This window comes from Kitasatospora sp. NPDC048715 (assembly GCF_043198905.1).
Taxonomy (GTDB): domain Bacteria; phylum Actinomycetota; class Actinomycetes; order Streptomycetales; family Streptomycetaceae; genus Kitasatospora; species Kitasatospora lactacystinica.
On sequence record NZ_JBICVH010000005.1, the window covers coordinates 1 to 12,213 of the forward strand.

6 protein-coding genes are annotated in these 12,213 nt (G+C 70.5%); 1 reads left to right on the forward strand and 5 read right to left on the reverse strand.

Annotated elements, in window-relative coordinates; all coding sequences use genetic code 11:
• Nucleotides 1-878 precede the first annotated feature (878 nt).
• Nucleotides 879-1,184: a hypothetical protein gene (locus ACGFSC_RS11020; protein ID WP_359899025.1), complete on the forward strand. Its 306-nt coding sequence runs from the start codon at nt 879-881 to the stop codon at nt 1,182-1,184.
• 163 nt (nt 1,185-1,347) lie between these two features.
• Here ACGFSC_RS11020 and ACGFSC_RS11025 read toward each other — a convergent pair whose 3' ends face one another.
• The 5 genes from ACGFSC_RS11025 to ACGFSC_RS11045 all read right to left on the reverse strand — a co-directional run bounded on the left by ACGFSC_RS11025 (nt 1,348) and on the right by ACGFSC_RS11045 (nt 12,031).
• A complete protein-coding gene (locus tag ACGFSC_RS11025) occupies nt 1,348-1,968 on the reverse strand; it encodes a hypothetical protein (protein WP_359899027.1) in 621 nt (206 codons plus the stop codon).
• Entirely contained in the window at nt 1,968-6,233 is a 4,266-nt protein-coding gene (locus ACGFSC_RS11030; RefSeq protein ID WP_359899029.1) for a DnaB-like helicase C-terminal domain-containing protein, read from the reverse strand. Before ACGFSC_RS11030 ends, ACGFSC_RS11025 begins: the two co-directional genes overlap by 1 nt.
• Nucleotides 6,234-6,759: 526 nt before the next feature.
• Entirely contained in the window at nt 6,760-6,984 is a 225-nt protein-coding gene (locus ACGFSC_RS11035) for a transposase (protein ID WP_392863193.1), read from the reverse strand.
• A gap of 178 nt (nt 6,985-7,162) precedes the next feature.
• The gene (locus ACGFSC_RS11040) at nt 7,163-9,130 is read right to left on the reverse strand and encodes a radical SAM protein (protein WP_359899031.1); all 1,968 of its coding nucleotides are present in this window, start codon (nt 9,128-9,130) and stop codon (nt 7,163-7,165) included.
• Nucleotides 9,131-9,736: 606 nt separating this feature from the next.
• Nucleotides 9,737-12,031 (reverse strand): non-ribosomal peptide synthetase, encoded by a 2,295-nt coding sequence (locus tag ACGFSC_RS11045; protein ID WP_359899033.1) that lies wholly within the window; start codon nt 12,029-12,031, stop codon nt 9,737-9,739.
• Nucleotides 12,032-12,213 lie beyond the last annotated feature (182 nt).

Genomic DNA, 12,213 nt, shown 5'->3' on the forward strand with positions numbered 1-12,213 from the left:
GCGCGCCGTGTCCTCCGGACACATGACGCGCCGTCACTATCGTGACGGAATGATGTAACGCCACTCCGTGGCTCTTGGCAAGCTAGGAGGGAGGGTCGGTACAACTCTCGCCCCATCGGTGGCGTCTCTTCGGGGCCGGCCCTTGTACCGTGTTCGAGCCTTTGGGTGGCCTCTCCCCTCATGGACTCGGCCATTTAGGGCTCTGACCTAGGCTTTTCTTCTATGCTCTCGGGCTCTGCTTGCTCCGGCCGGGCTCACTCCCGGGTTCGGCCGGCTCCTTCGGTGGACGCCCTCCGGGCGCCTGCCCTGTTGTGTACCGGGCTCCGGTATGTCACGGTCCCTGTATCGTTACAAGTTATTGGCCGGGGAGTCTGTGACTCTGAGTCAGCTACAATCCTCGTCAAATGGTCTGAACCAGTCAGGCAATTCTAGCGACCAAATCGAGGCTTGTGCAAGGCAATGGTGGAATTTTCTGTAACGCGCCTGATTGACGGTCAACCACATCGGGCTGATTGCGCTTCATATCCGACGGCTTCCCGCTGTGGGGTAGGGAAGTTGTACCGGAATCTATCAGCCTGAGCCTGTATCAGAATTTCACGGTCAGGGAATCCCGCCTGATGCCCCGTCTCCCCTCCGGGTTGTACCAGGGATTCATGCTGCGGCGCTTCGAGAATTGTACCGGGAAGTCCTCCGGGAGGCCGGGCGTTCGGGCGTGTGGCGCGGTGCCGGTTGGCGGGCGGCTTCGCCGAGGTGGTGGAGCTCCGGTCCGGGGCCCGGTGGTGCGCAGCGGGGCGGGGCCAGCCGCTGGCGGGTTGCCTCCGGGGGCCGGCTCGTTGGCCTGGTGTGAGCGACGAGGCGGCCCCGGTGGACGGCGGACGATGTGCGCCGTCGACGTCGGCAGCGGGCCGTTGCGGCCGTTGGGCATGCAGGCGTGGGCCGTCGACGCGCGGCGGGCGCAGGTGGTCTTCGCGGCCTCGCACCGGGTCGAGACGTTCGCGTCGGCCGGCGGCCGCGGGCCGGGTCCGCGCCTGGCCGGGCTGGCGTCCGGCGGGTGGGCGCGGTTCGACGACTTGGAGGGCTGGGCGGGGCCGACGGTCGGCTGGGCGGCTGTCCTGGACGTGGCCGACGGCGTCCTCACGGTGACCGGCCGGGCCGGCGTCTGCTTCTACGTGAGGGCGGCCTGAACAGCTCGCGCGCCTGGCGCCGCACCACGCGCCGTCACGCTGTCTTCTTCGCCCTGGCCGGCGGTATCACCGGTCCCTGGGAGATCGCGGAGGCGCAGTTGCGGGGGCGGGGATGTACGCGCTGCTGTGCCCGGTGGGGCGGGCGCGCGGCTGGTGGGGGTGGTCAGGCGCCGAGGCCGATGTGGCGGACGTAGGTGTAGGCGCCCCAGTCGGAGTCGAGGTCGGCGATGATGTCGTCCCAGATCTCCTCGAGCTTGCCGATGTCGCCGGCGATCATCGCGTCGACGGCGTCGTCCCAGACGTAGCGGACCCGCAGGGTGCGGATGCGCAGGTTGTCGCGGCGGCGCGGTTCGTCGACGACGTCCTGGTTGATGGGGTGGATCTCGACCTTGGTGCCCTTGCCCTGGTTGTTGAGGTGCTGCTTGAACGCGCCGGGGTTGTTGAGGATGTTGGCGGCCCGGAGGTTCCAGTAGGCAGTGTCGATGGCGTCGAGGTTGGCGGGGAGGGGGTTCTGGGTGCCCTTGGTCCAGGCGCTGATGGTCTTGGGGACGGCGGTGATGCCGGCGTCGGCCATGGCCTGGGCGCCGCCTTGGGTCGTGGTGAGGTAGCGCATCCGGGCGGTGAGGCCGCGGCGGGTGGTGACGGGGGACTTGATGCCGCCTTCGACGATCATCCGTTCCAGGGCGTCTTCGAGGGCGCGGGCGAGGACGATTTTCCCGTGGCGATTTTCGGGGTCGAGGTCGGCGCCGTATTTGCCGAAGTTCTTCCAGCCGTCGGTCGACATTAGGTGGCCTTCGCGTAAAGGGTGTACTGCTTCTTGAGCTTCAGCTGGGTGGTGAGGCGGCCTTCGGTGAATACCGTGCGCCATGCGGTGTCGCCGGTAATGTGGAGTTCGTCGGTGCCGCGGAGGCGGACGATGGTGAGGCCGTGTTCGTGGGCGCGGTGTGCCTTGTACCAGAGGTTGGCGAATGCCTGGCTGCGAATGATATGCATCCAGTCGGGTCGGCGAAGATCTCGGTTGTAGGTGGATTCACCGATGGTGGAGACGAACTTTGAGTAAATCGCCTTGACGTATTTCTCGGTGACGTCGTCGCCGTCGATGATGGCCTTTTCGCGGGCGGTGGTGAGGACGCGGCGGAACTTCTCCGCGATGTTTTCGGAGGCGCCGGAGGTCCACGCCTGGGTGATGTGCGGGGCCTCGGCGAGGCCGAGCTTGTGGCAGCGGATCAGGAGGCGGATGGTGGCGTCGTCCAGGAGGACCGGGCCGGGCTCGCGGCGGTTGCCGATCGGGTCGGGCAGGTGCGGGTGTTCCCAGGTGGGGCGCTTGGGCAGGAGGTAGATGCCGGAGCGCTTGGGGTTGAAGCCGCCGTCCGGCTGGTGCTGCAGGGCGCCGATGGGCAGCCAGGTCTTCAGGGAGCTGCAGAAGGCGGCGTTGGTGTCCAGGACGTCGACGTCGATGTCCTGGTGGGTGCCGGCCTTGAGCTGGTCCATGAGTGGGCCGTTCTCCCACTTGTGGCGGCCCTCCCAGACGTCGTCGGCTCCGTCGCGGGATTTCTTGCTGAGGAATTCGAGGCGTTCCGGGTAGACGGTGTGCTCGTAATTTCCGCCGACTCGGGTTGCCTCGAAGAGGGCCATTCCGTTCGGAATTGCTTTCAGCTCCAGCGCGGTGATCGCGGCTTCGGTGTCGCCGCTGTGCTCCTGGAGGGTCTGCTCGACGACCGAGTTGATCATGTTGAGGAAGTGGCTGTAGTCCCGGCCCGCGTAGTCCCCGCCGCCGGGGCGGGCGGGCCGGGGCGCGGCCGTACGCGCCGCGCGGTCCCGGGTCGGGCGCAGCGGGTGGGCGGGGGGCTGGTCGGGCGTCAGGGCGTCCAGGGCGGCGGCGGTGCCCGGGGTGACCTCGGGGTCGGGGTCGGGGTCGGGATCGGGATCGGGCTGGGGCGCAGCGGCGGTGTCCTGGGCGGGGTGGCCGGGGACGGCGATGGTGGGCCGGGCGGAGGCCTGTGTGGGCGCCTCCGGCGCCGGGGCCGTGGGGGCGGGGGTGTTGGGCGCCTCCGGCGCCGGGCGGGGGTGGGTGTAGGGGTCGTGGGGGGTGGGGTCGGTGAGGCGGGCGTGGGTGCGGTCGGCGGTGAGGGTGAGGGTGGCTTGGGTGCCGAGGTCGCGTTCGGCGATGGTGATGAGGAGTTGGGTGGTGGGGGCGTCGGGGTGGGGGTGGAGGGTGAGGGTGGTGTCGAGGCCGAGGGTGGTGATCAGGTCGGGGTGGTCGGTGTCGAGGATGGCCAGGACTGGGACGTGGTGGGTGCGGGCGAGGTGGGCCAGGGCCTGGGCGGCGTCGGTGAGGCGGGGGCCGGAGAGCGGGAGGCGGGGGTCGTCGAGGGCCTGGAGGCGGTCGACGACGACCAGGGCCAGGCCGGGCTGAGCGGGCTGGGTGGTGGTGGTGTGGGCGAGGTCGGCGGCGGTCTCGGCGATGGCTTCGGGGGTGAGGTCGGTGCCGTCGTCGATGTAGAGGCGGGCGGCGGCGAGTTCGGTGTGGAGGGTGGTGGCGTCGGCTTGTTCGGTGGGGGTGAGGCGGCCGGTGCGCAGGCGGCGGTAGTCGACGGGCAGGTGGGCGGCGACGATCCGGGCGGCGACGTCGGCATGGGTGAGGCCGGAGGCGGCGTAGAGGACGGGGAGGTGGTGGTCGAGGGCGGTGGTTCGGGCGGTGGTGGTGGCGAGGAGACTTGCGCCGGTGCCGGGGGCGGCGGCGGCGAGGTAGAAGCGGCCGGGCTGGAGGCCGCCGAGGGCGTCGTCGAGGGTGCGGATGCCGGTGGACAGGGCGCGCGGGCCGGCCGGGGTGTTGGTGTCGTGGTCCGGGGCCTGGGGGGTGAGGACGGTGGTGAGGGCGTCGGCGAGCGGTGCGAGGCGGCGTGGGCGCCGCGGAGTGGCGGGCGCCGCGGGGGGCGTGGGGGGCGTGGGGGGCGTGGTGGCCGGATGGCCGGCCGACGGGGCCGCGGCCGTGGGGTCCTGCAGGGCGGGTTTGCCGGCGGCCGGCGCGGGCGCGCTCGAGGTGGCCGGCTCGGTATCGGCGGGGGCCGACTGGTCGGGCTCGGCCGTGGCGGGGGCCGGGGCCGGCTGGCCGGCGGGAGCGGCCGGGGTGGAGAACAGGGTGTCGTCCGGCTCGGCTTCGCTGCTGTGGTCCGGAGCGGTTGGCGCGGCTGCGGCGGGGACGGCGCCCGGGGTGGGCGTTACAACTCTGTTGCTGGGTGCGGTTGTTGCTGCCACGCCGGGTGTACCGGGGGTGGGCTGGTCGGGGTGGGTGGCGGGCGGGAGCGGGGTGCCGTCGGGGGCGGCGGGGAGCAGCACGGCGAGGGGGGTGACGTGGCGGCGCAGGACCTGGGGGGTGCCGGCGGCGGCCAGGGCGATGAGGTCGCCGAGCTTCTTTCGGGCGTCGGCGGTGCCGTGCGCGGTGGCGGTGGTCAGGTCCCAGCCCAGGGCGGTGGCGGTGGTGGGGGCGGTGAGCAGGGCGTGGTGGGTGCCGCGGGCAAGTGGGGTGGAGGTGCCCTCGCCGGCGGCGCGGATCATCTGCGGGAGGGTGCTGCGGGCCTGGTGCAGTGTCTGCGGGCTCGGGGCCAGGACCAGGTCGGGGGCCGGCGGGAGCGGGCCGGACGGCGGCGGGTCGAGGGCTGGGGTCGGGACGACCGGTGCGGGGTGGGGCGCGGCGAGGTTGTCGCCGGAGGCGGAGGCGGCGGGGGCGGTGTCGGAGGCGGCGGGGGCGGTGTCGGAGGCCAGGTCCGGGTCTGCCGCGGGCGCGGGGGTGGCGGCGGGCTCCTGGACGCGGTGGTGGGTGATGTGGGGGTGGAGTTCCGCGAGGTCGTGGCGCTTGAGGAGGCCGTCGAGGGTGCTGTGGCCGACGAGCACCAGCGGGAACGGCTTCGGCTCCCACAGGCGGTGCAGCAGCTGGAGCGCGGAGGGGCTCAGCCCGAGGGTGGTGGTGGTGATGACCAGGCGGGGGGTGTGCTGCAGCTCGGCGGTGATCAGGTCTTCGGCTTCGTCAAGTCCGGGGAGTCGGCGGCGCTGGCCGAGGCCGAGCCGGGTGTAGAGGGCGCGGATCAGGGACGAGCGGTCGTGGCCGCTCACCTGCACGGTCGGCAGGTGAGCGGGCTCGAGGTCCTGGGCCTGGGCGAGAGCGGTCTGCGCGGTGGTCGTGTGCGCGCTGGTGACTGCCAGGATCGTCCCGGGCGTCTGGGTGGTGACGCGCAGGAGCTCGGCCAGGTCGCCGACCGGCACCGGTGCCGGTGCCGGGGTTCCGGCCGCCGGGCCGGGCTGGGCCGGGGCGGCGCTGTCCCGGGGCGGCCCGGCGGGGGCGGGGAGCGTGACGGCTTCCGGGGCCGGGCCGGGCACGGCGGCGGCCGGGGCCGGGACGGCGGTGGCGTCGGTCTCCGGGGCGGCGGGCGCGGGCGCGGCCAGTTCCACCCCGGCGGCGAACTCGGCCCCGGCGACGGTGCCCAGCGCGGGCCGCAGGAAGTCGGTCACCAGCTGCTCCAGGGCCTTGTACGCCTGCTCGGCGCGGGCGCTGGCCGGACCGCCGAACGCGGTACGAGGAGCGGTGAGCAGCGCGAGCCAGTGCGTCCCGGTGATCTTGCCCCGGACGGCGGCCCCGAGCGCGGACTTCAGCTTGCGGCCCGCCGGGGTGGCCAGGTGACCGCGCGCCGGGTTCACCAGCTGGTACGCGGGCATGGCCAGGTTCTGGCGCAGCTGAAGCGGGACCGAGGCCCACAGCGAGTCTTCCGGGCCGGGGAGGTTCAGGTATCCGGCCGCTCCCGGCTCCGGCTCCGGGGCGGAGACGGCCGGTGCGGCGGGTGCGGCGGCGGGACGGCCGGACCGCCGCGAGGAACCGGCCCCGCGCGGGGCGCTGCCGGAGCGGGCCGGACCCGGCGCAGCGCCGGCGTCCCCTGCGGCCGGGACGAGCGGGTCCGCACCGGCCGGGCCCTTGACCGCCACCGGCGGGACCTCGTCCGCACCGCGTGCCACACCGGCAGCGGCGCGGGAGGAACCCGAACGAGAAGAGGACACCAGGCACTCCAGACACAGAAGGGCACACAGCAGACAGACAGGAACGACCGGCAACGGCCCGGGGGCCGAAGGCGCACGGGCCCGGAGCGGGCGGGCGCCACCGCCGACGGGCGGCGGTGCCGACCGGCGAACGGCAGGAGGCCGCCCCAGTCCCGGGCAGGGCGCGGCACGGCCCGGACCACAGGCCACCCGCACCCACACGCAAGGTGTAACGCTGGCCGTCAGTCTAGCCACACCGGTACACACCGGGGCGGATTGTTGTAACGAGAATGAGTGAAGCCGCGCCGCCGAGGCCCGGATACCCCCGCCCGGACAGGCGGGTTCGCGGAGGACGGCCCGGGAACAACCCCGGGCGGACGGCGCACGGCGGCCCGGCGACGGCGGACGGGGCTGCACCGCAGCCGGGGGGCGGCGGCGGGCCCTGCGCAGGCCCGGCGAAGGTGGAGAGACCGCACGGGCCCGGAGCGACGGCGGGCGCGGCGCGAGCCGGGCCGTCGGGACGGGACGGAGAGACCACTTCCCCCGGTCACCCGGCCGGAACAGGCAGCAGCTGCGGTATGTACGTATGATCTTGGTCAATAGGCCGGTGGCTCAGATGGTTAGAGCGCACCCCCGATAACAGCACATCGCCGATCAGAGCCGGCAGTTCAGCCTCGTCGTTCTCGGTCCGGCAGGACAGTAGCCACTCGCCCTCCTCGTTGATCACCACGGCATGGGGGTGCGTTTTGCCGATATCCGCCCCGGCCCAGATCTTGGTCGCGTCCCCTTCCGCCGGCTCGACTCGCGTCGATCCCGCGGACGACCTCGCCGGCGTTGTCCTGCAGCAGCGGTCGAGTCGTCACGGGGCTCCGGGTGGGCAAGTCCCGTAGGCCGTCCGGCGGCTCAGCCCTTGCAGCCGTGGCCGGAGCTCTGGGCGCCTTCAGGTGTCGTCATGGTCCGGCGTGGACGTGCCGGGGGCTGTCGGACTGGTCTTCCTGGACAGGAACTGCGGCAGCATCATTGCGGGCCCCGCCCCAGCGTTTCTCGGTCTCCCTGTGAATGTGCCAGATGTCGTCCTCGGTGAGGAGGACGGAGACGACACCGGGGAAGGCTTCCTCGAAATAAATGTAGGGCTTCCGGTTGTCGATGCGCGGGGAGTGGTAGTCGAGTTGGTCCTGCATGCCGTGCTGGCGCGTGACCGGTGTCGCGGGGTGGTAGGTGAGTATGTTCGGGCTGGCCAGATCGATCAGCTTGTCGTCGATGAGGCGGCCCACTTCGTGGATGGTCTCGTCGATGCTGTCCCGCGTCTCACCGTCGAGGCCGAAAAGAACGGAGGTTCCCAGCTGCAGGTCCTGCTCCTTGACGAGGGCCGCAGCTTCCCTGACCTTTTCCCTCCAGGGCTTCCGCTCGTCCCGGCGGATATTCTTGTGAATGTTGCTCATGACTTGTGTCGACATGCTCTCGATGCCGATGTAGATGTAGCTGCATCCGGCTTCCTTCATCTTTCCCAGGATTTTTGACGACTCTTCAGTCGAATGCAGCGCGACGAGGGTGTCGACGGTCAGCTGAGCACCCCACTGGAGGTCGCGCAGCCGCTGGACATCGTCTTCCTCGCGAACGAATCTGCGGTAACGCGGTTCGAGTGAACCGCTCTCGTCCCGGCGGATCCGGCTGAGCTCGTCGCAGAAGTTCTCGATGTCCCGGTACCGGCCGCTCCAGAAGACGGAGTCGTCGAAGAAGAGCGACTCGGCGCCGTAGCTGACGTATTCGCAGACCCGCTCCGCTGCCGCGCCTATCGCATCGTCCTTGAACCGCTTGAGCCCAGTGCCGAGTTGCGACGACTCGGAGCAGAAATTACATCGGTACGGACAGGCGTTGGATACCATGAAGTGCGCGGTGCGCATCACCTCCCCCGTCCCGGGGCGGGTGAAGATGGGGAATCGGGACCGGATCGCGAATGCCTCGTACGGCGAGGGTAAGGACGCGAGGTCGATCGTTCGGCCACGGAGCGGAACGGCGTCGAAGGTCTCCCCCGCCGACAGGACGACGACCGACGAGCCGGACACGGGCCCCTCTTCGGCGAGCAGCCCCTGCAGGCACGGCAGGACCTGGTCACGGTCCACCCAACGCCGGTCGAGATCGGTGGCAAGGGCGATGGCCCGCATGAGCAGGTCCACGGCGAAGTAGGCCTCGCCGCCGACGACGGCGTCGACCACTCCGGGAGCCTTGCCCTCCTGAATGACTGTCACCGTGCTGCTGGGTTCGCACACGAGGGACTGGCCGTCGGGGGTGCAGGTGACGGTCTCGTCCACATGACGGCCTCCGAGTATGACGAAGGCGTCCGGGACCTCGCGCTTGACCAACCTCGCGATTTCGAGCGCGTAGCGGTGCGCGGGTGACACGGCGCTGATGAGCACGACCCTGGGCTGGACCTCGCGCAGCAGCCGCAGCCATCTCGTGCGCGCCGCGTCGTCCCAGACCCGGGGGTCGAACACCGTCTGGTCGGTGTTGGGTGACGTGCCGTAGGCCCGGTATCCGTCGTCACTGGCGGAGAGCCGGTACTCCTTGGACGGGAACCGGGTCCACTCGGGCGCGAGGTCGCTGTAGTGCACGGCGTCCTCCAGCGGGCCGGCGTCCGCCACGGCACGGTGCACGGCGGCGCTCAGCGCTGTGTAGAGACACATCGGGTCGCCCGGATAGGTGATTTCACCCTCGGATTGGGTCATGACGGGCGCCAGTACCGACAGCACAGGGAAGTAGCGGGTGTCCGTTCTCGCACTCGCCAGGTCATCCAACAGCCGGCGCCTGCGCGTCAGACGCCGTTCCCGAAACGCGTCCAGATCGGACACTTCCCCCTGGCGGTGCATCTGAATTCCGCCGCGCCCCGAATGCGTCTTCTGAATAGCGTGCGTGGCCATCGGTCCTCCGGATTCTGGTTCTTCCAGGATCTTATCCCCGAACACGGACATCGATGACGCAATTACTCCGGCGGGCCATCGATGGACATTTCCGTCCTTCTGTTTTCCCGAAAAACACACATCCCAATCCGTCACAGATCGGGACATTCTCAAAGCCTGGCCGCATATTTCTTGTGGCGATCCATCAGCTCTTCAATCGAGGGCCCACCCGGCACGACCTCGAACTCACCCGCGATCTTACTCGACCTTACTGGGCCGTGTCTTCAAATTTCACGTCCGCATCACTCCTCGGTCATTCACGTGCGCGCGCCGGCCAAGGGTTTCGACCGGGGTTTCCGCGAACGCGAACCGGCCGACCGAACCAGGCAGTTCCGGGCCCGCATCGAAGAAATCACCCGGCAGCTCGGCGAATGAGCAATTCCCGTCTCCGACCGCGCAGATCGCGCGGGCGGGCAACCCGGGCGGTACGACGGCGACGTGGGTGGGAGACCGGCGGGACGGGCTGTGGTGCGACGAGGACCTCGCGGGCCGGTACCCGCGCGACGGACGCCCGGGCATCCGGCCCGCCCGGCCGGCCACCGTCTGTGTGCTGCGGTTCCTGCTCGGTCAGTTCCCCGCCCCGGGCAGAGCGGCCGTGGCCTGAAGGTACGCGGCCAGGCTCTCCAGCGTCGGATGGCGGTGCAGGGCCACCAACGTCAGCTCGGGCACCTGCGCCATGCTGCGCATGGCCTTCATCGAGTCGCCGCCCAGGGCGAAGAAGTCGTCGTCACGCCGGATCGCATCGATGCCCAGAACGTCCCGCCATGCCGCGGCGATCCGCTTCTCCCACGGACCGCTGGGCTCGGCACCCACGGGCACGGTGGCGCCACGGCGCTCCTCGTGCGGTGAGGGGGCCGTGGGAAGCGACTTGCGGTCCAGCTTCCCGTTGGGGCTCAACGGCATGGCCGGCAGCACGAGCACAGTGCCGGGAACCATGTGAGCCGGGAGGCTGGCCGCGAGGGTCCTGCGGACGTCCTCCGGGTCCAGGACCTCGCCGTCGCGCGGCACGGCGTATCCGACCAGGACCGGGACGCCGGCGGCATCGGTCTGCGCGGTCACCGCCGCTTCCTTGACCTGAGGATGGTCGCGGAGCACGGACTCGATCTCGGTCAGCTCCACCCGCAGCCCGCGGATCTTCACCTGAAGGTCGGTCCGGCCGATCAGTTCGATCAGTCCGTCGGCACCGAACCTCGCCAAGTCGCCGGTGCGATACAGCCGCTCGTCGGCCACTGGGCCGTACGTCCACTCGATGAATCGCTCGGCGGTGAGGGCGGGCCGGTCCAGGTAGCCGAGCGCGAGGCCGACGCCGGCGAGGTACAACTCGCCTGTCACACCCGGCGGAACGGGTTGAAGCGACTCGTCCAGGATGTAGGTGCGCTGATTGGCCATCGGGCGCCCGTAGGGAATGCTCCTCCAGGTGGGTTCGGTGGCCTCGACCTCGAATATCGTCGAATAGATCGAGGCCTCGGTGGCCCCACCGAGGGAGATGAACCTGGCATCGGGCGCGGCTCCGCGGGCGCGTCCGGGCAGCTTCAGCGGGATCCAGTCTCCGGCGACCATGATCAGCCGCAGTGCGTTCACCGGTGAGGGTCCGCCACCCCCGCCGCGCTCGACATGATCGAGTACCAGTTCCAGCAGCGCCGGTGCGGTGTTCCACACCGTGACGCCGTGCTCCGCCGCCAGTTCGGCCCAGTGCGCCGGATCCTTGGCCCGGTCGGGCGCGGGAAGGACGAGAGTGCCGCCTGCCGCCGTCATCCCGAGGAATTCGTAGACCGACATGTCGAAACTCGGGGATGACAGGCCGAGGACACTGTCGCCGATGCCCACGGCGAAGCGGGAGTTGAGATCCTCGATGTTGTTCGTCACGCCCCGGTGGCGCAGCGCGATCGGCTTCGGCTTTCCGGTGGAACCGGACGTATGGATGACGTAGCAGAGGTTGTCCGGCCCGGCCTGGGCCTTCGGATCGTGATCGGGCCGAGCGGACAGGGCGGCGGTCTCGCGGTCCAGTAGCACCAGGAGTTCCTGCCGTACGGAGTCCTCCCCGGTCAGAGCGGCAGCGAGCTTGCTGTGGCTGATCAGAGCCACGCAGGAAGCACCGGTGATCATGGTGGACACCCTGGCCTGCGGATAGCCGGGGTCGAGCGGCACATAGGCCCCGCCGGCCTTGAGCACCCCGAGCATCGAGATCAGCAGATCGGGCGAGTGCTCGAGGTAGAGGCCGACGCGGTCGTCGGGGCCGACGCCCAGGTCCCTCAGATGGTGTGCCAGCCGGTTGGCCGCGACGTTGATCTCCTGGAACGTCAGCCGGGTCGCTCCTTGGATCACGGCGACGGCCTCGGGGGACCGCGCGGCCCGCTCCTCGAACGCCTCGTGCAGACAGCTTTCCTCGCGGGGCAGCCGGACAGCGGTGTCGTTCCATTCCACGAGGATCCGGTGCGCCTCGGGCCCGGTGAGAAGCACGAGATCCGCCAGCGCCCGGTCCGGCCGGTTCGCGCCGTCCTCGAGCAGGTTCTGGAAGTGGGCAAGCAGTTGGTCGCCGGTCGCCGTTTCGAAGAGTCGCCCGTCGAAGTGGAGAGCGGCCGACCGGGACGCCGCCCCGGCCGCGGGCAGCACGAGCTCGACCTCGTACGGCTGATCGCCCTCGCCGGCCCGATCCGCACCGAAACGTACGCCGATGCGGGCGGGCTCCTTCCCGGGGGCCGCCCCGGTACCGGTCGCACCGGTCAGTCCGCGGAGCGTGCTCTCCCCGGTGACGGAGAAGCGGAGCAGCGAGTCCTCACCTCCTTCGCGGTGCACGTGGAACTCGACCTGGTTCTGGCCGGAATACCGGTACAGCAGCGCGGCGAAGCCGGCGATCAGCACACTCTCCGGGGCGGTCGCACAGGACACCGCCACATCCCTGACGGCGCCGGCGTAAAGACCGGGAATTTCTCGGCGTACTACCCCCGTGCAACGGGGTGCGTCGACGCCACGCGGCCGGTCCGCAGGGATTTGGGCGGCATGGGAGGACAATCCTGTCTCCTGTCACAGATTCTCGACATCGC